This is a genomic window from Klebsiella huaxiensis, assembly GCF_003261575.2.
Taxonomy (GTDB): domain Bacteria; phylum Pseudomonadota; class Gammaproteobacteria; order Enterobacterales; family Enterobacteriaceae; genus Klebsiella; species Klebsiella huaxiensis.
In genome coordinates this window covers 1219266-1243388 of the sequence record NZ_CP036175.1, presented here as the reverse complement: position 1 = coordinate 1243388, position 24123 = coordinate 1219266, and the positions used below count along the sequence as shown (strand labels likewise).

24 protein-coding genes are annotated in these 24123 nt (G+C 56.0%); 7 read left to right on the top strand and 17 right to left on the bottom strand.

Going from position 1 to position 24123, the window contains the following annotated elements; translation table 11 throughout:
* Positions 1 to 89: 89 nt before the first annotated feature.
* The 11 genes from DA718_RS05950 to cysG form a co-directional block, all read right to left on the bottom strand.
* A complete protein-coding gene (locus tag DA718_RS05950) occupies positions 90 to 716 on the bottom strand; it encodes a protein-L-isoaspartate(D-aspartate) O-methyltransferase (RefSeq protein WP_112213854.1) in 627 nt (208 codons plus the stop codon).
* Positions 710 to 1471, bottom strand: coding sequence for a 5'/3'-nucleotidase SurE (gene surE / locus DA718_RS05945; protein WP_110275841.1), 762 nt, complete (start codon positions 1469 to 1471; stop codon positions 710 to 712). Before surE ends, DA718_RS05950 begins: the two co-directional genes overlap by 7 nt.
* Positions 1452 to 2501: a tRNA pseudouridine(13) synthase TruD gene (truD, locus tag DA718_RS05940; RefSeq protein ID WP_112213855.1), complete on the bottom strand. Its 1050-nt coding sequence runs from the start codon at positions 2499 to 2501 to the stop codon at positions 1452 to 1454. The genes surE and truD overlap by 20 nt, the downstream gene beginning before the upstream one ends.
* A complete protein-coding gene (ispF, locus tag DA718_RS05935; RefSeq protein ID WP_110275843.1) occupies positions 2498 to 2977 on the bottom strand; it encodes a 2-C-methyl-D-erythritol 2,4-cyclodiphosphate synthase in 480 nt (159 codons plus the stop codon). The genes truD and ispF overlap by 4 nt, the downstream gene beginning before the upstream one ends.
* Positions 2977 to 3687, bottom strand: a complete 711-nt coding sequence (gene ispD, locus DA718_RS05930; protein WP_112213856.1) for a 2-C-methyl-D-erythritol 4-phosphate cytidylyltransferase — start codon at positions 3685 to 3687, stop codon at positions 2977 to 2979. Before ispD ends, ispF begins: the two co-directional genes overlap by 1 nt.
* 19 nt (positions 3688 to 3706) lie before the next feature.
* The gene (ftsB, locus tag DA718_RS05925) at positions 3707 to 4024 is read right to left on the bottom strand and encodes a cell division protein FtsB (protein WP_004104977.1); all 318 of its coding nucleotides are present in this window, start codon (positions 4022 to 4024) and stop codon (positions 3707 to 3709) included.
* 140 nt (positions 4025 to 4164) lie between these two features.
* Entirely contained in the window at positions 4165 to 4491 is a 327-nt protein-coding gene (locus tag DA718_RS05920) for a DUF3561 family protein (protein WP_110275845.1), read from the bottom strand.
* A 50-nt stretch (positions 4492 to 4541) separates the two neighbouring features.
* Entirely contained in the window at positions 4542 to 5147 is a 606-nt protein-coding gene (gene cysC, locus DA718_RS05915) for an adenylyl-sulfate kinase (RefSeq protein WP_112213857.1), read from the bottom strand.
* Positions 5147 to 6574 (bottom strand): sulfate adenylyltransferase subunit CysN, encoded by a 1428-nt coding sequence (gene cysN / locus DA718_RS05910; protein WP_110275847.1) that lies wholly within the window; start codon positions 6572 to 6574, stop codon positions 5147 to 5149. The genes cysC and cysN overlap by 1 nt, the downstream gene beginning before the upstream one ends.
* Before the next feature lie 9 nt (positions 6575 to 6583).
* Positions 6584 to 7492, bottom strand: coding sequence for a sulfate adenylyltransferase subunit CysD (gene cysD, locus DA718_RS05905; protein WP_112213858.1), 909 nt, complete (start codon positions 7490 to 7492; stop codon positions 6584 to 6586).
* A 9-nt stretch (positions 7493 to 7501) separates the two neighbouring features.
* Positions 7502 to 8908 carry a siroheme synthase CysG gene (gene cysG / locus DA718_RS05900; RefSeq protein ID WP_167492854.1) on the bottom strand — a complete coding sequence of 469 codons (1407 nt, stop codon included), beginning with the start codon at positions 8906 to 8908 and terminating at the stop codon, positions 7502 to 7504.
* A 246-nt stretch (positions 8909 to 9154) separates the two neighbouring features.
* On the opposite strand from cysG, the gene DA718_RS05895 reads away from it, so the two are divergent.
* The 3 genes from DA718_RS05895 to DA718_RS05885 are packed head-to-tail and all read left to right on the top strand — an operon-like array spanning position 9155 to position 13465.
* Entirely contained in the window at positions 9155 to 10210 is a 1056-nt protein-coding gene (locus DA718_RS05895; RefSeq protein WP_112213860.1) for an aminopeptidase, read from the top strand.
* Positions 10211 to 10245: 35 nt separating this feature from the next.
* Positions 10246 to 11433 carry a DUF3142 domain-containing protein gene (locus tag DA718_RS05890; protein ID WP_112213861.1) on the top strand — a complete coding sequence of 396 codons (1188 nt, stop codon included), beginning with the start codon at positions 10246 to 10248 and terminating at the stop codon, positions 11431 to 11433.
* Positions 11420 to 13465, top strand: coding sequence for a hypothetical protein (locus DA718_RS05885; RefSeq protein ID WP_112213862.1), 2046 nt, complete (start codon positions 11420 to 11422; stop codon positions 13463 to 13465). The genes DA718_RS05890 and DA718_RS05885 overlap by 14 nt, the downstream gene beginning before the upstream one ends.
* Positions 13466 to 13531: 66 nt before the next feature.
* On the opposite strand, the gene cysH is transcribed toward DA718_RS05885, so the two are convergent.
* From cysH to cysJ, 3 genes are all read right to left on the bottom strand, one after another.
* The gene (gene cysH, locus DA718_RS05880; RefSeq protein WP_112213863.1) at positions 13532 to 14266 is read right to left on the bottom strand and encodes a phosphoadenosine phosphosulfate reductase; all 735 of its coding nucleotides are present in this window, start codon (positions 14264 to 14266) and stop codon (positions 13532 to 13534) included.
* 89 nt (positions 14267 to 14355) lie between these two features.
* Positions 14356 to 16068 carry an assimilatory sulfite reductase (NADPH) hemoprotein subunit gene (gene cysI / locus DA718_RS05870; protein WP_112213864.1) on the bottom strand — a complete coding sequence of 571 codons (1713 nt, stop codon included), beginning with the start codon at positions 16066 to 16068 and terminating at the stop codon, positions 14356 to 14358.
* Complete coding sequence (gene cysJ, locus DA718_RS05865; protein WP_112213865.1) at positions 16068 to 17867, bottom strand: NADPH-dependent assimilatory sulfite reductase flavoprotein subunit; 1800 nt, start codon at positions 17865 to 17867, stop codon at positions 16068 to 16070. The genes cysI and cysJ overlap by 1 nt, the downstream gene beginning before the upstream one ends.
* A gap of 505 nt (positions 17868 to 18372) precedes the next feature.
* Here cysJ and queD point away from each other — a divergent pair.
* The 4 genes from queD to DA718_RS05845 all read left to right on the top strand — a co-directional run bounded on the left by queD (position 18373) and on the right by DA718_RS05845 (position 20935).
* The gene (gene queD / locus DA718_RS05860) at positions 18373 to 18735 is read left to right on the top strand and encodes a 6-carboxytetrahydropterin synthase QueD (RefSeq protein WP_112213866.1); all 363 of its coding nucleotides are present in this window, start codon (positions 18373 to 18375) and stop codon (positions 18733 to 18735) included.
* An 80-nt stretch (positions 18736 to 18815) separates the two neighbouring features.
* Positions 18816 to 20087 carry an FAD-dependent oxidoreductase gene (locus DA718_RS05855; RefSeq protein WP_112213867.1) on the top strand — a complete coding sequence of 424 codons (1272 nt, stop codon included), beginning with the start codon at positions 18816 to 18818 and terminating at the stop codon, positions 20085 to 20087.
* Entirely contained in the window at positions 20078 to 20338 is a 261-nt protein-coding gene (locus DA718_RS05850) for a ferredoxin family protein (protein ID WP_112213868.1), read from the top strand. Before DA718_RS05855 ends, DA718_RS05850 begins: the two co-directional genes overlap by 10 nt.
* A 21-nt stretch (positions 20339 to 20359) precedes the next feature.
* Positions 20360 to 20935 carry a glycerol-3-phosphate responsive antiterminator gene (locus tag DA718_RS05845; protein ID WP_112213869.1) on the top strand — a complete coding sequence of 192 codons (576 nt, stop codon included), beginning with the start codon at positions 20360 to 20362 and terminating at the stop codon, positions 20933 to 20935.
* A gap of 80 nt (positions 20936 to 21015) precedes the next feature.
* Here DA718_RS05845 and DA718_RS05840 read toward each other — a convergent pair whose 3' ends face one another.
* Genes DA718_RS05840 through DA718_RS05830 form a run of 3 tightly spaced genes read right to left on the bottom strand, consistent with a single transcriptional unit; the run spans position 21016 to position 24063 of the window.
* Positions 21016 to 21885, bottom strand: coding sequence for an electron transfer flavoprotein subunit alpha/FixB family protein (locus DA718_RS05840; RefSeq protein WP_112213870.1), 870 nt, complete (start codon positions 21883 to 21885; stop codon positions 21016 to 21018).
* Positions 21882 to 22664, bottom strand: a complete 783-nt coding sequence (locus tag DA718_RS05835; protein ID WP_112213871.1) for an adenine nucleotide alpha hydrolase family protein — start codon at positions 22662 to 22664, stop codon at positions 21882 to 21884. The genes DA718_RS05840 and DA718_RS05835 overlap by 4 nt, the downstream gene beginning before the upstream one ends.
* A complete protein-coding gene (locus tag DA718_RS05830; protein ID WP_407657791.1) occupies positions 22642 to 24063 on the bottom strand; it encodes an MFS transporter in 1422 nt (473 codons plus the stop codon). The genes DA718_RS05835 and DA718_RS05830 overlap by 23 nt, the downstream gene beginning before the upstream one ends.
* Between the last annotated feature and the right edge of the window lie 60 nt (positions 24064 to 24123).

Here is a 24123-nt window from a genome sequence, read left to right as displayed (position 1 = left end):
TTGCTCACCGGGCAGCGCCCGGCCAGGACACGAAAAATGCGTCCACCCTATGCCTAAATACAGGCAAAAAAACCTGGAATAATCCGGGTTCAGGCCAGCTCCCCTTTGACAAGGGGAACAAAGCGCACGGCTTCGACAGTATCAATCACAAACTCGTTGCCGCGTCGACGGATCCGCTTCAGGAACTGATGCTCTTCGCCCACTGGCAATACCAGCACGCCGCCATCATCCAATTGCGCCAGCAGTGCGGCCGGAATTTCCGGCGGTGCCGCGGTAACGATAATCGCGTCGAACGGCGCACGCGCGTGCCAACCCTGCCACCCATCGCCGTGACGGGTTGAAACATTATGTAAATCAAGTTGTTTCAGGCGGCGGCGCGCATGCCACTGTAAACTCTTAATCCGCTCAACCGAGCAGACATGGTGCACCATATGCGCCAGTATTGCCGTTTGATAGCCTGAACCAGTGCCAATCTCCAGCACCCTTGAGTCTGGCGTTAGCGTCAAAAGCTCGGTCATCCGCGCTACCATATAGGGTTGCGAGATAGTTTGCCCCTGACCAATCGGCAATGCCGTGTTTTCCCACGCTTTATGTTCAAAGGCTTCATCAACAAACTTTTCTCGCGGCACCTGAGCGATAGCGTCCAGTACGCGCTCGTCGACAATGCCCTGAGTGCGAAGCTGATTGAGAAGACTTTCAACACGTTTACTTACCATTGCGTATCAACTCCGACGCGTTCCAACCAGCCGCTAACCACTTCATGTGCGCTATGGGCGGTTAAATCGACATGCAGCGGAGTGACGGAAACGTAGCCTTCATCCACGGCCGCAAAGTCGGTATCCGGCCCGGCATCGTACTTTTCGCCTGGCGGCCCAATCCAGTACAACGTATTGCCGCGCGGATCTTTCTGCGGAATCACCTGATCGGAAGGATGACGGCTGCCGCAGCGGGTCACGCGAATACCTTTAATCTGCTCAAGAGGCAGATCCGGTACGTTGATATTGAGAATGCGCCCGGTGCGCAACGGCTCGCGGCTTAATGCACGCAGAATAGAGCAGGTGACCGCGGCGGCGGTGTCATAATGCTGATAGCCGTTTAGCGACACGGCCAGCGCCGGAAAGCCCAGATGGCGGCCTTCCATTGCAGCGGCTACGGTACCAGAGTAAATAACATCGTCGCCGAGGTTGGGCCCGGCGTTAATACCGGAAACGACGATATCCGGACGCGGGCGCATCAGGGCGTTAACGCCGAGATAAACGCAGTCCGTCGGTGTGCCCATCTGCACGGCGATATCGCCATTATCGAAAGTGAAGGTGCGTAGTGAGGATTCCAGCGTCAGGGAGTTCGATGCTCCGCTGCGGTTACGATCGGGTGCAACTATCTGAACCTCAGCGAATTCCCGTAAGGCCTTTGCCAGGGTCTGAATCCCTGGCGCATGAATCCCGTCATCGTTACTCAGCAATATTCGCATAATCACCCGTTGTATTGATAAGCTCCCTTACCACGCTGGTAGCGAAGCTGCCTGCTGGCAGCCAGAAACGCAGTTCTACGGTGACGTCATCCCACCAGCTCCAGCTCATCTGCTGCGGGTAGAGCAGCATCGCCCGGCGAGCCGCTTCCACTTTTTCACGCACCAGAAGCGCCTGTAACTGCGTCTCTTCGGCTACTGCCGCCTGCTCGGCGGCCAGCGCATCCCGTTGACTTCCCCAATCGCCGCTACCCACAAGCGCAGCAGTGATCATCAGTTCACGGTTATCAACCCGTACCTGGAGTTCCGCAAATTCTTCAGAGGTCGCAACGAACCAGCTTCCGCGCCCCGCTAATTGTAGCGCATCGCCATCAACAACCTGATTAAATTCCGGTTTTTTTAATCTAATACCAACCTGTTGATTAAACAATGCACTGCGGGCCGCCGACAACCAAAAACTGCGTTTATTGCGATCGCGCACCGGCGCACCACTCTCTGCCCAGCGCAGGGCACCCTGCAAATTGCTACCGCCGATACCAAAGCGCTGAGCGCCAAAATAGTTCGGAACGCCCTGATCAGCAATCGCCTGCAGGCGCTTTTCGACATCATCACGGGCGCTAACTTCACGCAGCACCAGAGTGAACTGGTTGCCTTTCAGTGCCCCCAGACGTAGCTTGCGCTTGTGGCGCGCGTATTCGAGAACCTGGCAGCCTTCGAGCTGAAATTTGCTCAGGTCAGGCATCTCTTTACCCGGCACTCGGGCACACAGCCACTGTTCAGTGACCGCGTGTTTGTCCTTCTGCCCTGCAAAACTCACTTCACGCGCATGAATTTTAAGGAATTTTGCCAGAGCTTCAGCAACAAAACGCGTATTGCAGCCATTTTTCAGAATCCGCACCAGCACGTGCTCGCCTTCACCGTCAGGCTCAAAGCCGAGATCCTCAACCACCACAAAGTCTTCCGGGTTCGCTTTTAGCAGCCCCTGAGCCAGCGGTTTTCCATGCAGATAAGTGAGTTCGTCAAATGCAATCATTTGTCAGCCTTACGCAATAGCGCCACCGCTTCACAAGCGATGCCTTCGCCGCGTCCGGTAAAGCCCAGCTTTTCGGTCGTCGTGGCTTTGACGTTAACGTCGTCCATATGGCAACCCAGATCTTCTGCGATAAAGACGCGCATCTGCGGGATATGCGGCAGCATTTTCGGTGCCTGGGCGATGATGGTAACGTCGACGTTGCCAAGGCTATAGCCCTTCGCCTGAATCCGTCGCCACGCTTCGCGCAGCAGCTCGCGGCTATCGGCCCCTTTAAAAGCCGGGTCAGTGTCCGGGAACAGCTTGCCAATATCGCCCAGTGCAGCCGCGCCCAGTAGCGCGTCGGTTAGCGCATGCAGCGCCACATCGCCATCGGAATGTGCCAGCAGCCCTTTTTCATAAGGCACGCGCACGCCACCAATAATGATTGGGCCTTCACCGCCAAAAGCGTGTACGTCAAAACCATGTCCAATTCGCATTAAGCCTTCTCCTGGTGTCGGGAACGGGTAAGGTAAAATTCGGCCAGCGCCAGGTCTTCCGGGCGCGTCACTTTAATATTATCAGCTCGTCCGGCAACCAGTTCAGGATGGAAGCCGCAGTACTCCAGCGCCGAGGCTTCATCGGTAATGGTCGCCCCTTCATTGAGCGCGCGCGTCAGGCAATCAACAAGCAGCTCACGAGGGAAAAATTGCGGCGTCAGCGCATGCCATAAATCGTTGCGCTCGACGGTATGGGCTATCGCCACTTTACCCGGCTCCGCGCGCTTCATGGTGTCGCGAACCGGAGCCGCCAGAATGCCACCCACTCGGCTGGTTTCACACAGCTGAAGCAGGCGGCTGAGGTCGTCCTGATGCAGACAGGGGCGCGCGGCATCGTGCACCAGCACCCAATCAGCCTCATCCAGCGCCTTCAGGCCAGCGAGGACGGAGTCCGCGCGCTCGGAGCCACCATCAACGACGGTAATTTGGGGATGATTCGCCAACGGCAGCTGGCTAAAGCGCACGTCGCCAGGGCTGACGGCAATCACCACTCGCTGAATACGCGGGTTCGCCAACAGCGCGGCAACCGCGTGTTCGAGAATCGTTTTGTTACCGATTGAGAGATATTGTTTCGGGCATTCCGTTTGCATGCGGCGGCCAAAACCGGCTGCCGGCACCACGGCGCAAACGCCCGGAAAAGTGGCTGCCATGTCGTAATCCTGGGCCTGTCTATCGATTATTCTGCTGTTGTCCCGCCGCCTGGTTGCGTTTTGACGCATCCGGCACCAGACGATAAAACGTTTCGCCCGGGCGGGTCATACTGAGTTCATTGCGCGCACGTTCTTCGATAGCTTCCTGGCCGCCATTGAGGTCGTCAATTTCGGCGAACAGCTGATCGTTGCGTGCTTTTAATTTGGCATTGGTTGCCTGCTGAGCGGAGACATCGTCATTAACCCGGCTATAGTCATGCAGACCATTTTTGCCGAACCAAAGCGAGTACTGCAGCCAGACCAGCAAAGCCAATAATAGCAGCGTTAATTTACCCATCCTGCCCCCTGAAAAACGGCATCATCATCCCATAACTCGCCCGAGTACTCTACTCTGACGCGCGGACGACGCCGCGTAACGCGGGGACTGTACCACATTTTTACCGTTGATACCCAGGCTAGATTCATTCGTAAAAAGGACTATCCCAGCAGCCAGAGGAACAGCAAACCGAACATCAGTCCGACGGTCAAAATCGTCGCACCAACGCTGTAGCGAAGTTTACCGTCCAATAGGGAATGCAGCGCGATCCCGACCACCACAGCAACCGGCATGATTGCCAGGAAGAAGGGCCAGGTATAGAGGAGGAAAAATAGCGTGTTACCGCCATAAATAAGGAAGGGAATACCCAGCGCCAGCAGCCATGAGATAAAACCCACGGCAGCGCCTGACAGAGACCATGTGGTCTCGTCATTAGCCACAGGGGGCGGTTCTGAGCGAAAAATAGTTATGTTCTGGGTATTACGCATATCGAATCCTGTTGACCGGGCGACCGGCACCCATCGATGCCGTCGCCGTTTCAGGATCTGATAATATCGCTCTGTCGGAGCAGGTCTAATAGTTGGTGCACCAAATTTGTTACCAATTGTTCACCGTCGAGATGGATTTCAGCTCTCTCCGGGGATTCATATACTGAATCAATCCCGGTAAAATTACGCAATTCCCCCGCCCGCGCCTTCTTGTATAAGCCTTTCGGGTCCCGCGCCTCGCAGATAGCCAGCGGCGTATCGACAAAAACCTCGATAAAGCGCCCTTCGCCTAGCCGCTTGCGCACCATTTGCCGCTCCGCACGATGCGGAGATATAAATGCCGTCAATACAACCAGCCCGGCATCGACCATCAGCTTCGCCACTTCACCCACGCGGCGAATGTTTTCTTTGCGGTCATCATCGCTGAATCCAAGGTCGCTACACAGGCCATGACGCACGTTATCACCATCCAGCAAATAAGTGCTCACACCAAGCTGATGCAGCGCCTCTTCCAGCGCGCCGGCAACGGTGGATTTCCCCGAGCCCGAAAGCCCGGTGAACCACAGCACCACGCCGCGATGGCCGTGATGCTGCTCGCGCTGCTCCTGGGTCACCGGATGCGCATGCCAGACGACGTTTTCGTCATGCTGGGCCATTATTTGCCTCCCAGCAGGTCGCGAGCGTCCCAGTGCGGGAAGTGTTTACGAACAAGCTGGTTCAGCTCAAGCTCAAACGCGCTGTACTGCGAAGCGCCCGTTTGCGTCTGCTCGTTCGGTTCGCGTACCATGCCCGCGCCAACGGTGACGTTAGTCAGACGGTCGATAAAGATAAGCCCTCCAGTCACCGGGTTATCCTGGTATTTATCCAGTACCAGCGGTTCGTCAAAGGTCAAATCCACCAGGCCAATACCGTTCAGCGGCAGCGATTCTACTTCACGCTGGGTCAGGTTATTGATATCCACCTGATAGCGAACGCCATCGATACGCGCGCGGGTTTTCTTACCGGCGATTTTAATGTCGTAGCTCTGGCCTGGGGTCAACGCTTGTTCCGCCATCCAAACCACGTCGATGCTGGCGCTCTGCACCGCAGGCAGAGAGACCGCTGCATCAACCAGCAGATCGCCACGACTAATATCGATTTCGTCTTTCAGTACAATAGTGATTGCTTCCCCGGCGCCCGCTTGCGGCAGGTCACCGTCAAAGGTGACGATACGCGCGACGCTGGATTCCACGCCCGACGGCAGCACCTTCAGACGCTGACCGAGCGTCACGGTGCCGGACGCCACGGTACCGGAAAAGCCGCGGAAATCGAGGTTAGGACGGTTAACATACTGTACCGGGAAGCGCAGCGGCTGGCTTTCCACCACGCGCTGAATTTCAACGGTTTCCAGCACTTCCAGCAGCGTTGGGCCACTGTACCAGCGCATTTTGTCGCTCTGGTTGGCAACGTTGTCCCCATCCAGGGCTGACAGCGGCACAAAGCGAATATCCAGATTGCCCGGCAGCTGTTCGGCGAAAGTCAGATACTCTTCGCGAATGCGGTTAAAGGTCTCTTCGCTAAAATCGACGAGATCCATTTTGTTCACCGCTACCACCAGGTGCTTGATCCCCAGCAGAGTGGAGATAAAACTGTGGCGACGTGTCTGATCCAGTACGCCTTTACGCGCGTCGATCAGCAAGATCGCCAGGTCGCAAGTCGATGCGCCGGTCGCCATATTACGGGTGTACTGCTCATGCCCCGGGGTGTCGGCGATAATAAATTTGCGCTTCTCGGTGGAGAAATAGCGATAGGCCACGTCAATAGTAATGCCCTGCTCGCGCTCGGCTTGTAAGCCATCCACCAGCAGCGCCAGATCGAGCTTCTCGCCCTGAGTACCGTGACGCTTGCTGTCATTGTGCAGCGAAGAGAGCTGATCTTCGTAAATCTGTCGGGTGTCGTGCAGCAGCCGGCCAATCAGCGTACTTTTACCGTCATCGACGCTGCCGCAGGTCAGAAAACGCAGCAGGCTTTTGTGCTGCTGGGCATGCAGGTAGGCTTCAACTCCGCCTTCATCGGCAATTTGTTGTGCAATAGTGGTATTCATGGCGGCTCCTTAGAAATAACCCTGACGTTTCTTCAGCTCCATGGAGCCTGACTGGTCGCGGTCAATCACGCGCCCTTGTCGTTCGCTGGTGGTGGAGACCAGCATCTCTTCGATGATCTCCGGCAGCGTTTGCGCGTTGGATTCCACCGCGCCGGTCAGCGGCCAGCAGCCGAGGGTACGAAAGCGCACCATCTGTTTTTTGATCATCTCGCCGGGCTGTAAATTAATACGATCGTCGTCGATCATCATCAACATGCCGTCACGTTCCAGCACCGGACGCTCTGCCGCCAGGTACAGCGGAACGATTTCAATATTTTCCAGATAGATGTACTGCCAGATATCCAGCTCGGTCCAGTTGGAGAGCGGGAACACGCGAATGCTTTCGCCTTTGTTAATCTGGCCGTTATAGTTATGCCACAGCTCCGGACGCTGGTTTTTCGGGTCCCAGCGGTGGAAACGATCGCGGAAAGAGTAGATACGCTCTTTGGCGCGGGATTTCTCTTCATCACGCCGTGCGCCGCCGAACGCGGCATCAAAACCGTATTTGTTCAGCGCCTGCTTAAGACCTTCGGTTTTCATAATGTCGGTGTGCTTAGCGCTACCGTGCACGAATGGGCTTATGCCCATTGCTACCCCTTCCGGGTTTTTATGTACCAGCAGCTCGCAGCCGTAGGCTTTAGCGGTACGGTCGCGGAATTCGTACATCTCACGGAATTTCCAGCCGGTATCGACGTGCAGCAGCGGGAACGGCAGAGTGCCGGGATAAAACGCTTTACGCGCCAGATGCAGCATCACGCTGGAGTCTTTGCCGATGGAGTACATCATCACCGGGTTAGAGAATTCGGCGGCCACCTCACGAATGATATGGATGCTTTCCGCCTCCAGTTGCCGCAGGTGAGTGAGTCGTTTTTGGTCCATAACCATTCCTTAAGCCAGATTTACCACAGAAGCTTTAAAAGCTTCAGAGGATGTCGAGTGTTGAAACCAGGCGAGCTGTTGATGTAATTGCACCACTTCACCCACCACCAGCAGCGCGGGCATCGGGGCGTCTTTCGCCAGGTTTTCGAGTTGTTGTAATGTGCCGGTCTTCACTTGCTGATCGGTGCGAGTCCCGCGAGAGATGACCGCTACCGGGGTGTCATGGTCGCGACCATGGGCGATCAACTGAGCGCTAATTTCCGCTGCCTTCAGACTGCCCATGTAAATCGCCAGAGTCTGACCGCTTTGCGCTAACCGCGCCCAGTCGAGCGGAGAGTTTTCCGCGTTGAAGTGTCCGGTGACGAAGGTCACGCTCTGGGCATAATCGCGATGCGTAAGCGGGATACCGGCATAAGCCGTCGCGCCCGCTGCTGCCGTGACGCCAGGAACGACCTGAAACGGAATGCCCGCTTCTGCTGCGGCCTGTAGCTCTTCGCCGCCGCGGCCAAAAATAAACGGGTCGCCGCCCTTCAGGCGAATCACCGTTTTGCCCTCTTCTGCCGCGTCCACCAGCATGCGGTTAATTTCCGGCTGGAGCACAGAACTGCCAGCAGCACTTTTGCCAACGCAGATCAGCTCCGCGTCACGGCGCACCAGCTCACGCACCTCTGGGGTAACCAGGTTGTCGTAAAACACCACATCAGCCTGCTGAATCACCTGCAAGCCACGCAGAGTCAGCAGCCCAGCATCGCCCGGGCCTGCTCCAACAAGAATGATTTCTCCAGTGCGCTTTTCCGGCTGTTTAAGTTCTTCTTCCAGCGCCTTTTCCGCTTCAGCTTTGTTGCCTGCCAGCATCAGGCTGGCAAAACGGCCGGTAAACACGCGTTCCCAAAAACGGCGGCGTTCGGCGGTGGTTTTAAGGTGATTTTTTATATGGTGACGCCAGTAGCTTGCCGCTTCAGCCATCCGCCCCAGGTTAGTCGGCAGCAGCGCCTCAATTTTTTCACGCAAAATGCGCGACAAAACCGGCGCTTTACCGCTCGAAGAGATAGCCACCATCAGCGGGGAGCGGTCGACGATTGATGGGAATACAAACGAGCACAGCGCCTGATTATCCACCACGTTGACCAGCCGATAGCGTGCGTTCGCCGCAGCAAAAACGCGCTGGTTCAGCTCGTCGTCTTCGGTTGCGGCAATCACCAGGAAAACATCATCAAGCTGCTGCTCTGCAAATGCGGTTGCCCGCCACTGAATTTCCTGACGCTCAACCTTCTCAGCAAGTTCTGAAATCAGCGCGTCGGCAACAATCTGCACCTTTGCTGCGGCGCGCAGCAGGAAAGTAATCTTGCGTGCGGCAATCTCGCCACCGCCGATAACCAGTACGGGTCTGTCTTTCAATTCGGCAAATATCGGCAAGTAGTCCACAGCGCAACAACTCTCTTACAATCAGTCATAGAGCGACTATAGGGTGCGGGTTAGAGCAAATGAAATTACGAAATGGAATGAGTTGTTACTCAAAGGAATAACGCCCTGGAAAAGCAAATATCAAAAAGTGCTTAACACGCGGTTTTTCCGGGATTTAAGAGCGATTGAAATTGTTTAACCTCGGTCACAGTTTCATACTACGCGGGTAAAATTGTTTTGATCGTGTAAGGACCCCCTATGTTTTCCGCATTGTGCCATCGCCTGCTCCCCCTGGCGTTGGGCGCAGGTTTTGTCTTCTCCGCCGCCCCGGCATTGAGCGCCCTGGGCGACACCGCCAATGCGCAGGCTCGTCACATCGCTACCGTTTTTCCCGGAAGAATGACCGGCTCGCCCGCCGAAATGCTGTCGGCAGATTATCTGCGCCAGCAGTTCACACAAATGGGCTATAAAAGCGATATTCGCAGCTTTAACACTCGTTACATTTACACCAACAACGATCAGCGCAAAAACTGGCAAAACGTTACCGGCAGCACGGTTATTGCCGCGCATGAAGGTAAAGATCGCCAGCAGATTATTATCATGGCGCACCTTGATACCTACGCACCGCAGACCGATGCCGACGTCGAAAATAACCTTGGCGGCCTGACGTTGCAGGGTATCGATGATAACGCGCTGGGACTGGGCATCATGCTGGAACTTGCCGAGCAGTTAAAGAACGTCCCTACCCGTTATGGAATCCGCTTCGTTGCGACCAGCGGTGAAGAAGAAGGTCGTCTCGGGGCGCAGAATATGCTCAAACGCATGAGTGAAGCTGAAAAGAAAAACACCCTGCTGGTGATTAATCTCGATAACCTGGTCGTCGGCGACAAGCTCTATTTTAATAGCGGTCGCAGCACGCCAGCCTCGGTACGTAAACTAACCCGCGACCGGGCATTGACCATCGCCCGTAGCAAAGGGATTACCGCATCCAGCAATCCCGGTAAAAACCCGGACTATCCGCAGGGAACCGGTTGCTGTAATGATGCCAGTGTGTTTGATGAGGCTGGGATCCCGGTGCTATCCGTGGAAGCCACTAACTGGTCTCTCGGGCGCAACGATGGCTACCAGCAGCGCGCGAAATCCCGTTCGTTCCCCGACGGCACCAGTTGGCACAACGTGCAACTGGATAACCAGCAGCATATTGATAAAGCCCTGCCGGGCCGGATTGCGCAGCGCAGTCGCGATGTGATGAAGATTATGCTGCCGCTGGTTAAAGAGCTAGCGAAGGCGGAGAAGAAACTTCAATCAAAATAGGCGGTTATTAAAGCCAGGCCACAAGGATTGTTGCCATGATGCACGCTCGTTTTTTCATGCTGTTGTTTCTTTTACTGGCTGTCAGCCGTCATTCTGTTGCCGACAGCCAGGTCTATATCTGGCAGCGAGTCTGGAACGCCGGACATGAAACGGCGTTGCGTCAAAGCCACGATCTTTTTTCCACTTTGCGCGTACTGGGGCTGCAAATCCATCCCCAGGAAGGTTTGCGCATTGCCCGGGTCGACACATCATTATTACAGCAGGATGGCCGCCCGGTGTGGCTGGTGGTTCGCCTCGACGGTAGCCTGACGCTGTTGGATGCGGAGGCGATTTTACCGCAGATTCAAAGCATCATCGCCCGCTGGCGCAGCGCTGGCGTGAACCTCACTGCGATAGAAATAGATTACGATGCGCCCACCTCGCGCCTCGTCGAATACCAGCGTCTACTTGCTGCATTACGCCAGGCGCTGCCTTCAGAGATGGCGCTTAGCGTGACCGCGCTTCCTACGTGGCTCTCTTCGCCACAGCTTCCTGCGCTACTGGCAACGGTCGACCGTTCCGTGCTGCAACTGCACAGCGTCCTGTCGCCGCAACAAGGTTTGTTTGACCCGGTGCAAGCGCTGCGCTGGAGCAGGCAATATGCACTGATCTCCCCACATCCGTATTACCTGGCGCTCCCGGCCTATGGTTCTGCGCTGGTTTCCACACCCGGACAGCCCGCTCGGGTAGAAAGCGAGTCACCGCTGGGCATCGCGGGCGAGAAACAAGAACTCAGCGTATCGCCGCCACAAATCGACGCCTTTACCCGCGAACTCGAACAGCATCAGCCCAAAAACCTTGCGGGCATAGCCTGGTTCCGCCTGCCGCTGGAGAGCGACAGCCGCGCCTGGTCGCTTTCCACCCTGAAAGCGGTTATCCACCACCGGCCATTAACCACCCGCTGGCAGTGGCTGGCGTTTCCTGACAAAACGAGCGCCAGCGCAGACTCCACGCTCTACGAACTGGCGATTAAAAATGCGGGCGACATTGATGCGCCGCTCCCGGCAAGCATTACGTTGCAGACTGAAGATTGCCTCGCCGAGGACGGTGTGGGCAGCTACCGCTTTGACGAGCAGACATTTTACCTGACCTCCCCGGCTCTGCTGCGCGCCGGGCAGACGCGGGCCATCGGCTGGGCAAGATGCCCATCGCCACCACAAGGAGAGTTTCATGTTAACCCGTAAATTACCTCTGGCCGTGATCCTGACCACCGCGCTGGTCGCCATCAATAGCCATGCCTGCGGGCCGTACTTCCCCAACTATTTACTGCAAAACCGTAACGCTAATCTGCTTTATCTCCCGGAGGGGAGCTTTGATTTAGAGAGTAGCCGCCTGGTGCCTGCCGATCCGCGTCTGCCGCAATGGCGTGATACGTCTGGCGATAAACCCGCACCGCCTTCCGCGCAGGACATTTTAATCAAAGAGATCCGCGCCAACGGCTCGGTAGAAGCGGCGGAAAAAATGGCCGAGGGTCTACCGACCGCGAGCCGTTTTTATGTACTTGGCGCCATCGCATTTACCCAACGCGATAGCCGGGCGCGCGACAACTTTCGCCAGGTGATAGCGCTTCCTGTAGATCAGCAGGGTGAATGGGGGCTAAAGGCACGCTATTCGCTGGCCCGGGATTTAATGGGGGATTACCCAGTGCGTCGCTCTGAGACCGGGTATCCGCTTTCCGATAGCAATAATTCTCACGGTAACGAGCAGGAGCTGCGTGAAGCTTTCGAACTTTATCAGCAAATTATCGACGCTGTGCGCAATGGACAAGAAGACCCGGAGCAGCTCTCGCTGGCCAGCCTCGGTCAGCAGGGACGCATCAAACACTGGCAGAGTGAACCGCTTGCCGCGGCCCACCTTTACGCCCAACAGGCGGCTCAGGGTTCGCCCACCGGCAGCCTCTCTTTACGTTACACCGCCGACATTCTGAGTCATCCTGAAAACGAGAACTTCCTGCAGCCAGGTATTGACGATCCGGTTATTCAGCAACTGCTTATTGCCAGTTTTTTCACTCGATCTTCCAATTCCTTATACGAGCCAGAACCCAGGCCCTATGATGAGAAAGAGATCAATAATTACCATGATGCGCTGATAGCGAAACTGGCGCAGAAGGTCAATCACGACATGCCCGGCAGCGATCGTCTGATCGCTCTCGCCTACCGTAACGGCCAGTACCCTCTGGTGACGCTGCTGTTGAAAAATGCCAAAGAAAATGGGCTGACCTCGTGGGTACAAGCCAAAATGGCGCTGCGAGCTGGCGATGTTAAAGCGGCAGCAGCATGGTATGCAAAAGCCGCCGCGTCCTTTCCGACAAACGAAGCGTGGGGTCCCCAGCCGGATAATAATGAAATTGTCGGCGATGAGTTTGTTATTCCGTCCTGCCGTATTAATGCCGAACAGGCGATACTGGCGCTGAATCGCAACGATTATCTGGAAGCGATGCGTCTGATGTACAAGGCCAAAGAGAGCTACTGGCCGGATTTAGCGCAAATTGCCGAGCGGGTACTGACGCTAAAAGAGCTTATCGCGTTTGTAGATAAATATGTCCCCGCGCCTTCGCCTTCGTTGCTCAATAAGTCAGAAAATGCAGAGCGCTATAGTGCGGACGTCAGGTTACGCACCCTTCTCGCCCGCCGCCTGATGCGCGCAGGCCAGTACCAAAAGGCGCTGACTTATTTTGCCCTTCAGGAGAATCGTGATGCCGCGCAGGCGTTTATCAATACCCTGCCGAAAAACGGGCAAAAAACAGCTCAGGCAAAGGCATGGTGGCAGGCCGCCCTGATTCTGCGCCATCAGGGGATGGAATTGACGGGCTATGAGATGGCGCCGGATTTTGCGCTCTATGAGGGCTGGTATTCATGGCCGTATTACAGCTGGGGTCCGGAAGCTGATCCAACCATCAAATCATGGATTAGCGCCGGTGAGCAGCATCGCGTACTGTTATCCCAGCCAAAGAAGTATAATTTCTTTATGCACTATCGCTGGCAGGCGGTAAAACTTGCTGAAAAATCCGCCGATCTGTTGCCGCGAAAATCACAGGCCTATGCCGCCGTGCTGTGCAATGCGACGGGCTGGATATGGGCTCAGGACCCGACATCGGTAAAACGCCTTTATAAGCGTTATGTCAAAAACGGCGCGCCGTTCCCATGGGCAGAAAACTTTGGTCAGAATTGCCCGGAGCCGGATTTTGCTGCACTCAACAATAACGGAAAAATTTAGAAAGGCATCGAATAATTAATTAACTATTCAGGTAAAAAAAATCCCGGCAGCGCCGGGACTCTTATATTAACCTTCGTGCAATCCGCACTCTCTTTTCAACCCAAAAAACCGCGTCTCTTCCTCAGCCATGCCCGGTTCCCATTTGCGGGTGGTATGGGTATCGCCGACTGACAGATAGCCTTGATCCCACAGCGGGTGGTATTTCAGGCCGTGTTTTTGCAGGTACTGATAGACGGTACGGTTATCCCAGTCAATGATTGGCAGAACCTTAAACACGCCGCGCTGGATAGCTAACACCGGCAAATGCGCACGACTGCCGGACTGCTCGCGGCGTAGGCCCGCAAACCAGGTTTGCGCATTCAACTCTTCCAGCGCCCGGTTCATCGGTTCAACCTTATTGATGTCATTGTATTTCTCAATGCCCTCAACGCCCTGCTCCCACAGCTTGCCGTAGCGCGCCTCCTGCCAGGCTGCGCTCTCCTTCGCCCGATAGACCTTCAGGTTCAGCTTGAGCTTGTCCGTTAACTCGTCGATAAACTGATAGGTTTCCGGGAACAGATAGCCGGTATCGGTCAGAATAACCGGAATATCCGGGCGAATCTGATTAACCAGATGCAGGCTCACCGCCGCCTGAATACCGAAGCTCGAAGAGAGCACGTATTCGCCCGGCAGGTTTTCCAGCGCCCACGCGACACGCTCTTCTGCGCTCAGTTTTTCCAGCTGGCTGTTGGTTTCCGCCAGTTGCAAAACGCGATCGACCTTCGGTAATGCATTAAGCGCTTTTAGATCGAGTACGGACATAAAAACCTCATTTGCCTGTTTCGCCGGGCGGCACTACGTTTGCCCGGCCTACAAAACCCGTAAGCGAAGCGCCGCCGGGCTGCTGGATGTTATTCCCAGAAATCCCGGGCTGGGTCGAGCACCGGGCGAATGATGCCCGCACGCACCGTAAAGTCGCCGAAGCCTTCACCCGCTTCACGCTCTTTCGCCCAGCGCCCTACCAGTTCGTCAAGGGAGTCGAGAATTTCCGACTCGGTAATATTTTCCCGATACATGCGCGGAATACGCGTCCCGCTGCGGTTCCCCCCGAGGTGCAGGTTGTAGCGACCCGGCGCTTTACCCACCAGGCCTACCTCTGCCAGCATAGCGCGGCCACAACCGTTCGGGCAGCCGGTCACGCGGGTGACGATATGCTCATCAGCGACACCATGCTTGCTCATCACTCCCTCGACTTTATCGGTGAACGATGGCAGGAAGCGTTCGGCTTCAGCCATCGCCAGCGGACAGGTCGGAAACGACACGCAGGCCATGGAGTTTTCACGCTGCGGCGTGACGGCATTCATCAAACCGTGATCGCGGGCCAGCTTCTCGATCTTCGCCTTCTGATCGTCAGGAACACCGGCAATGATCAGGTTCTGGTTGGCCGTAATGCGGAATTCACCTTTATGGATCTTCGCAATCTTCAACAGGCCGGTTTTCAACGGACGTCCCGGGTAATCAAGGATACGACCGTTTTCAATAAACAGCGTCAGGTGCCAGTTATTGTCGATCCCCTTCACCCAGCCGATGCGATCGCCGCGGCCGGTAAACTCGTACGGACGAATCGGCTCAAACTTGATGCCCGCCCGGCGCTCCACCTCCGCCTTAAAGGTCTCAACGCCAACGCGCTCCAGGGTGTATTTAGTTTTGGCATTTTTACGGTCAGTACGGTTACCCCAATCGCGCTGGGTGGTCACCACTGCTTCCGCCACCGCCAGGGTATGCTCAATCGGCAGATAGCCGAATTCGCTCGCCGTGCGGGCGTAGGTTTTCTTGTTGCCGTGCTCGATGGATAAACCGCCGCCAACCAGCAGATTAAAGCCCACCAGCTTGCCGTTTTCGGCAATCGCTACAAAGTTCATATCGTTAGCGTGCAGATCGATATCGTTCTGCGGCGGGATCACCACGGTGGTTTTGAACTTACGCGGCAGATAGGTCTGGCCGAGGATCGGTTCTTCATCCGTAGTGGCGACCTTCTTCTGATCCAACCAGATCTCAGCATAAGCGCGGGTGCGCGGCAGCAGGTGCTCGGAGATCTTCTTCGCCCATTCGTAGGCTTCAGCATGCAGCTGAGACTCGTTCGGGTTAGAGGTACACAACACGTTACGGTTCATATCGTTGGCGGTCGCCAGCGCATCCAGCCCGACCGAATGCAGCATCTGGTGCACCGGCTTGACGTTCTTCTTCAGAATGCCGTGAAACTGGAAGGTCTGACGGTTGGTCAGACGGATGCTGCCGTAAATGGTGTTATCGGCGGCGAATTTATCAATCGCCTGCCACTGTTTGGTGGTGATCACCCCGCCCGGCAGGCGGCAGCGCAGCAGCATCGCGTGACGCGGCTCCAGCTTCTGCGCCGCACGCTCGGCGCGAATATCGCGGTCATCCTGCTGATACATGCCGTGAAAGCGGATCAACAGAAAATTATCGCCTTTAAAACCGCCGGTCAGGCCGTCGTTCAGATCTTCCGCAATGGTGCCGCGCAGGTAGTTGCTTTCCAGCTTCATGCGCTCGGCATCGACCAGTTTACCTTCGACCACCAGCGGGCCTGGATGTTTTTCGCTCATTAGTAGACATCTCGCTGATAACGGCGCTCTACGCGCAGCTCACTTAAAAATTCGTCCGCCGCTTCGGCGTCCATCGCGCCAAATTCGGCAATCACTTCCAGCAACGTCTGCTCAACGTCTTTTGCCATACGATTGGCATCGCCGCAGACATAAATATGGGCACCGTCGTTAATCCAGCGCCACAGTTCTGCGCCCTGTTCGCGCAGTTTGTCTTGTACGTATACCTTTTCTTTTTGGTCGCGAGACCAGGCCAGGTCGATGCGGCTCAGTACGCCCTCTTTGACGTAACTCTGCCACTCCACCTGATAGAGGAAATCTTCGGTAAAGTGCGGGTTGCCGAAGAACAGCCAGTTCTTGCCTTCTGCTCCTTCTGCCGCGCGCTGCTGCATAAAGGCACGGAACGGCGCGATGCCGGTGCCCGGACCAATCATGATAACTGGCGTCTCTGGGTTAGCAGGCAGACGGAAGTTATCGTTATGCTCGATAAAGACGCGAACTTCGCCATCTTCTTCGACGCGGTCGGCAAGGAAGCTGGAGGCTCCGCCAGCGCGGGCGCGGCCCTCGATATCATAGCGAACCACGCCAACGGTGACGTGCACTTCGTTTTCAGTTTCTGCCTGCGAAGAGGCGATAGAGTACAGGCGCGGCGTCAGCGGACGCAGCAGGTCGACTAGTGCCTGAGCATCCAGCTGCGCCGGAGAGAAACGCACCATGTCAACGATCGGCGTGGTCGCGGCGTAATGTTGCAGCTGCGCCTTATCGCCCACCATCGGCAGCAGAGATTCGCTGCGGGTTAAGGTGGCATAGTTCTCGACGATGTTGCCGGTGTTAACCGTCAGCTCGAAATGCCACTCCAGCGCTTCGGCAAGCGGCAGGGTTTTACCGTCAACCGTCACCGCTTCATCGCCCTTCAGCCACAGCAGCTCAACCAGCTCTTTAATCAGAGCCGGATCGTTCTGGTACCAGATGCCCAGTGCATCGCCCGGCTGATAGCGCAGGCCAGAGTCGCCAAGGTCGATTTCAATATGGCGCACATCTTTTTCTGAATCACGACCGGTGATTTTTTGATTCACCGCAAGCGTCGCAGTCAGCGGCGCTTCTTTGGTATACGGGCTGGTGTGAATCTCATTCACCGCCCCGCTGGTCACCAGTTGGGACGGCGCGGCAGCAGGCGCGCGGGCTTTCAGCACGTCAACCACACGGGCGCGCCATTCAGCAGCGGCAGCCTGGTATTCCACATCAGAGTCAACCCGGTCGAGCAGGCGTTCACCGCCCAGTTCGGCCAGCTTGTTATCAAAATCCTTGCCGGACTGGCAGAAGAATTCATAGGAAGTATCGCCAAGGCCAAATACGGCAAACGCGGTATCGGTCAGCTTCGGCGCTTTCTTCGAAAACAGGAATTTATGTAGCGCGACGGCTTCTTCCGGCGGCTCACCTTCGCCTTGTGTTGACGTCACGACAACCAGCAGTTTCTCGGAGGCAATTTGTTTGAATTTATAGTCGCCTGCGTTAACCAGTTTCACGTTCAGCTGCGCGGCCTGCAGATCGTCACGCAGCGCTTCAGCGACGCGGCGGGCGTTGCCGGTTTGCGATGCCGAAATAAGGGTAATAGAAGGGACTTCTGCTGCCTGGGCTGGAGCGACAACAGCCGCGCCGGGCTGCTGGTTCAGCACGCCCCAGAAGTAGCCGGAAACCCAGGCCAGCTGGGTTGGCGTGAAGTCAGTCGTGGCCGCCTGAAGGCGCGCCATTTGCTCCGGACTCAGCGGTAGCAAATTGGAAGGTGGGGCCTGTGTCGTCATGCGTCGTTATGTTCCAGTAAGCAAAGCTGTTAGTCGCGCCTAAATAGCGCCAAACAAAAGAGATGAAAATACTCTAAATAATTCGAGTTGCAGGACAAGGCACTCGTGCCTTGAACAGCGCTTGCGCTGGCCCCGAAGGGGCGAGGCCGCAGGCCGAGTAACGCGGCAAGTGAACGAACCCCAGGAGCTTACTCAGGTAAGTGACTGGGGTGAGCGAGTGAAGCCAACGCACATGCGGCTCGAAGTATGACGAGTATTAGGGTAACGGTGCAGATAGTAACAATTAAAGAAGGGATGGAAATAACAAATAACCAAATGGACTAACCTGTTTTAGTTATAGTTATTAACAACAAAATCGATTAAATAACCCTATGAAATATAATAAATTAATTTGAATAAACCGAGTGAATGTGTCCATTTTCTGTTCAGGGCCGTTTTAGTTAATGCGAAAAAAGGTGCTTTCCGGTACCCTACGGCGGTTTTTTTGCCATATTGAGAATAAAAGATGTCCACCACGTTATTTAAAGATTTCACCTTCGAAGCCGCTCACCATCTGCCGCACGTACCGGAAGGCCATAAGTGCGGACGCCTGCACGGTCACTCTTTTATGGTGCGCCTGGAGATTACCGGTGAAGTCGACCCCCATACCGGGTGGATCATGGATTTTGCCGAGCTTAAGGCCGCGTTTAAGCCGACTTACGACAGGCTGGATCACTACTATCTGAACGATATTCCGGGACTAGATAATCCCACCAGCGAAGTGCTGGCAAAATGGATTTGGGATCAGATGAAACCTCTGGTACCCCTGCTGAGCGCGGTGATGATTAAAGAGACCTGCACGGCGGGCTGCGTCTATCGCGGCGAGTGATTAAAGCGTTTGTGTCGGCGGTCAATATTCCTTAAATAACGTCATGTTAGCTTATGCGCTCTGGATATCTGGGGCGCAATATGGCTGACGATTTTGATATTATTATCATTGGTGCAGGGATAGCTGGCACCGCTTGTGCTTTACGCTGTGCGCGGGCAGGACTTTCCGTTCTGTTGCTTGAACGCGGCGAACTTCCCGGCAGTAAAAATCTTTCCGGCGGGCGGCTGTATTGCCATGCGCTTGCCGAACTCCTTCCTCATTTTCAGCAATCCGCTCCGCTTGAACGACGCATCACCCAGGAAAGTCTGACCCTGCTGACCGCAAACGGCGCAACGACGTATTCCAGCCTGCAACCCAACGGCGACTCCTGGAGCCTGCTGCGCGCCCGCTTCGATCCGTGGTTTGTCGGCCAGGCTGAAAATGAAGGCGTCCAGTGTATTACCGGGGCGACGGTCGAGGCGCTGTATCGCGAAAATGGTCGGGTCTGCGGCGTCATTTGCGATAACGAAACCCTGCGCGCCCGCTACGTCGTACTGGCTGAAGGGGCTAACAGTGAGCTGGCGGAGCGGCATGGTTTAGTGCCTCGCCCTTCCCCATCATCAATGGCGTTAGGGATTAAAGCGGTGCTGGCGCTGGAGCAAAAAACGCTGGAGGATCGCTTCCGCCTGGAAGGTAACGAGGGAGCGGCGATGCTCTTCACCGGCGGCGTCTGCGGGGATTTGCCCGGCGGCGCGTTTCTTTATACCAATCAGGATACACTCTCATTCGGCATTGTTTGCCCGCTCTCCTCTCTGGGAAAAGCCGCGGCTCCGGCCTCTGAACTGCTGGAGAATCTCAAATCACATCCGGCCCTGCGCCCTTTGCTACGTGGGAGTGAAACGCTCGAGTATGGTGCGCATCTGGTGCCCGAAGGCGGTCTGCATAGCATGCCCGTGCAGTACGGCGGAGACGGCTGGCTACTGGTTGGTGATGCGCTGCGCACCTGTATCAATACCGGCTTTACCGTGCGCGGGATGGATATGGCGCTCATCGGTGCTCAGGCGGCGGCGCAAACGTTGATTCGAGCCTGTCAGCAAAGCACACCGCAAAACCTGTTTGCACAATATCATCGGGACGTTGAGCGCAGCGTACTGTGGGAAGTTCTTCAGCGCTATCAGCATGTGCCCGCGCTGCTGCAACGCCCCGGCTGGTATCGCCAGTGGCCTGCGCTAATGGAAGACATTTCCCGCGAACTCTGGCAGCAGGGTGAGCGCCCCGTTCCGCCGCTGCGCCAGGTAGTCTGGCGTCATCTTCGCCGTCACGGCCTGTGCCATCTGGCAGGCGATCTGGTCAGGAGTTTACGATGTCTATAGCCCGCAACGTCTGGCGTCCCGCCGACAGCCCACATATTGTTCCATCCGCGTCGCCGAACGAGAAGGTCGCTGAGCTACTCATCAAAGCGTGCCCTGCCGGACTTTTCTCACGCACGGCGGAAGGTGAGCTGCGGGTCGACTATCGCGGCTGCCTGGAGTGCGGCACCTGCCGGTTGCTATGCGATGAGGCAACGCTGAAAGAATGGCGCTATCCTGACTCTGGTTTTGGTATCACATTCCGTTTTGGGTAATAAATCTACAAAGGAAACACCATGCCCCTGCTACACCTGCTACGACAAAATCCGGTCATTGCGGCCGTCAAAGATAACGCCAGCCTGCAATTGGCCATTGATTCCGAATGCCAGTTTATCTCCGTGCTATATGGCAATATCTGCACCATCAGCAACATCGTCAAGAAAATCAAAAACGCCGGGAAATATGCATTTGTTCACGTCGACCTGCTGGAGGGAGCGTCCAATAAAGAAGTAGTGATTCAGTTTTTGAAGCTGGTTACCGAAGCAGACGGTATCATCAGTACTAAAGCGCCGATGCTAAAAGCAGCCAGAGCGGAGGGATTTTTCTGCATTCATCGCCTGTTTATCGTTGACTCCATCTCCTTTCACAATATTGATAAGCAGGTGGCGCAGTCTAATCCTGATTGCATCGAAATCCTGCCGGGCTGTATGCCGAAAGTCCTGGGATGGGTGACGGAGAAAATCCGCCAGCCGCTGATCGCCGGGGGGTTAGTTTGCGATGAGGAAGATGCGCGTAATGCGATGAAGGCTGGCGTCGCGGCCCTGTCAACCACCAACACCACGGTATGGAAATTAGCGAAGCAGCTTAATTAATTTATCGGCTTTGTTCCCGGGTCGCGGCGTAAACGCCTTACCCGGGCTACCGGACCACAACCTGTAGGCCGAATAAGGCGCTAGCCGCCATCCGGCGAAATGTCGGCGCAAGCTACCAACGCGTCAAGCACCGGTAGCCAATCATCCACAATGCCGACATCCGCCTGAGTAAATACTGGCGCGCTGGGGTCACGATTGATCGCCACAATAAACCGGCTATCCCTGACCCCCGTCATTAGCGCCGCCGCCCCGGATGCCCCAGCGACAATACAAACATCCGCAGCCAGCAGATGGCCTGAGATACCGATCAGCCGTTCCGCATCGTAGCCGCCGTTCATCACCCGCGCGCGGCTATAGCCTGCTTCTGCACCCAGATTGCGCGCCAGCACCGAAATGTTATCGGCATCGACGCCCTCGCCTCCCTGTCCGACAACCAGCACTTGCTTCGCCTCCTGTAAGGGATGGACTCCCGAACGCTTGACGCTTTCAACGCTGATTAGCCAGTCGGGTAACGCCGCTGGCGCGATATGGCGAGTCGTCATATCGGCAGGAAGATCGGTAGGCGTATTAACGCCGGGCTGGCGCGCCAGTGACAGACAAAGCGGTCGTGCCGTTACCTCCAGCGTCGCAATCAGCGCATTACCCCAATGAGACTTCGTCACCCGGCCCTCTTGTGTACTCACGGATAACGCCTGACATACGCAGCCGCCCTGTAAGCGCCACGCCAGCCGGGTGGCCAGCTCATCGCCCAATATGCCCGCCGGAAATATCAACATATCGACCGGCGTCTGCTGCCACTGGCTGACCAATGCATCAAGGACCTGTTCAGCCACATCCGGTTCAGCATCGAAAATCCAGCGCTCCAGTTCCGCCGGGCCAATATTGTTTGTCGCCAGCCAGTTACCCATCGCGGCGCTATCACTGGTTGCCATAACTATCGCTATCTTCATGGCTTCATCCTCTGGCGTAGATAGTTTTCCCATAGGCTTCTGGCTTTCTCCTGCGCCGTTGTTCCCTCGATTATCACCGCACAGCGCCGCTGTTCCGGGCGAGTCAGACGCAAACACTGAACTACGGGCATCACCTCGACGGTCACAGCCTGGCGTACAACCTCCGCCTTTGTCGCTGCCAGACGCTGGCGCATACCGGGAACCGGCAGCGCCACTTCGCCACACTGCCTGACCGCAATCACCGCGGGCAGACGTACCCGACAGCGGCGGATACCAGATATCGTTCGCTGCTCGACGACAACAAAAGGTGGCTCAAGGGTAAAACGTTCGACCTGGGTAAAACAGGGCCAGTCCAGCATTTCCGCCAGCAAAAACGGCGTTTGCCCATTCTGACTCTCGCTGCTCTGACAGCCAGTGACAATCAGTTCCGCACCGTGGCTGCGCTGCCAGTCGGCAAGCTGTCCGGCAATAAACGATGGTGCAAATCGCAGGTCTCCAGCTGCCTCCAGCAGTACCTGCCGCTCAAACCCTAACGCGGCAAAGTAGCGTAGCCAGTGCAGCGCACGTTCATCACCAATGCTTAATGCGGTCAGAGTCATCTCACAGCCCGCACCACGCTGTGTCAGCAGCAGCGCGGCGGCGGCCTGTTCATCGGCACCAATAGCGCTGCGCAATAGCGAAACATCTGGCCCGCAGGTATCCAGCGCGGCAGCCTGCCAGTCCTTTTCTGCCAACATGCTGGCATCAGGCTCTGGTTTAAACGCCAATAGAATGTTCATTTTTACCTCCTTGTCTTTGGTCGCCGCTTCCGGCCGCCACCAGCGGCAGCGCTTTGGTCTCAGGAGCCCATAGCCAGGTCACCACGAAGCCAACCAGCAATACTCCGGCCAATAGCAGCAGCGTCACCGTCATCCCCCATTGCGCCAGGGTCCAGGGCAGCAGGCCGGTGCTGATTGCGGCGCCGAGCCGGCTCATGGCGGTAGCGAATCCCACACCCAGAGAGCGAATGTCCGTGGGAAAGCTTTCCGCCGGTAAAATCCCCACCAGATTACTGACCGCCGAAATCGTGGTGCTGAATAAGACAAAAAGCAGCAACGTCCAGTGGCTGCCGGTCGGTAAGCAGGCCATGACAATTAATGTCGCCGCCAGCAGCAAAAAGCTGCCGAGCAGGAAATGGCGATGGGCCAGCAGATGGGTTAATACCAGACCCAGCAGCGCACCAACGATCAGTAGCGCATTCAGCATCAGGCTGGCAGTTAGCGCATCTTCAAGGCCAATGGTTTCGGCAATCGTCGGCAGCCAGGTGTAGATAACGAACCAGGGGATCACCAGGCAAACAAAGAAGATGCTATTAAAGGCCGTGCGCCGCCAGTAGCGCGATGAGAACAGGGTTCGGATATGTTTATTCGTCTCTTTCGTTACCTCATCGCCCAGTTGTACGTGCATACCAAAACAGCGCTGCACCACGGCATGGGCTTCAGCGAATCGACCCTGACGCATCAACCAGCGTGGGGATTCCGGCGTTCCCCAGCGCAGCAGCGTAATCAATAGCGCCGGTAGAGCAGACGATGCCAGCAGCCAGCGCCAGGCATCCGGGTTTTCGCTTATAAAATGATGACCGGCAAGGCTTGCCAGGACGTAACCCACGGTCCACACCACGCTAAATGCGCCGAGCAGAATCCCCCGATGTCGGCGCGGCGAGAACTCGGCCAGCAGCGTGTGACCCACGGAGTAATCTCCGCCGAGGCCGATCCCTATCAGGATCCGTAAACCAATCAGTTGCTCGGGCGTAGTAGCAAAAAATTGCAGAAATGAAGCGACGGTAATCAGCACAAAGCTGAAGTTGAAAATTTTCTGGCGACCAATGTGATCCGAAACCCATCCCAGGATCAGGCTACCGATAAAAAGCCCCAATAGCGCGGCACCGCCGATCATGCCGGCCATAAAAGGCGTCAGTTGCATGGCGGGAGTGAGCTGAATAATGGCGTAACCGATAACGCCGAGGACATATCCATCGACAAGATGTGCGCCGAAAGTCAGCGCGGCAATGCGGCAGTGAAAACCGTTAAGCGGTAAGTCGTCCATTCGCACCGGTGAAGTGTTCATTTCTACCCCTTCATGGTCCGGTAAAAGTGTGGCTTCCCAATTGAGAAGCCGCTTATACGCGTCATCCTTCACGCTGCCTCTTCGTTGGCTACGTTCATAAGCCCCAGTCACGTACTCTTGTACGCTCCTGGA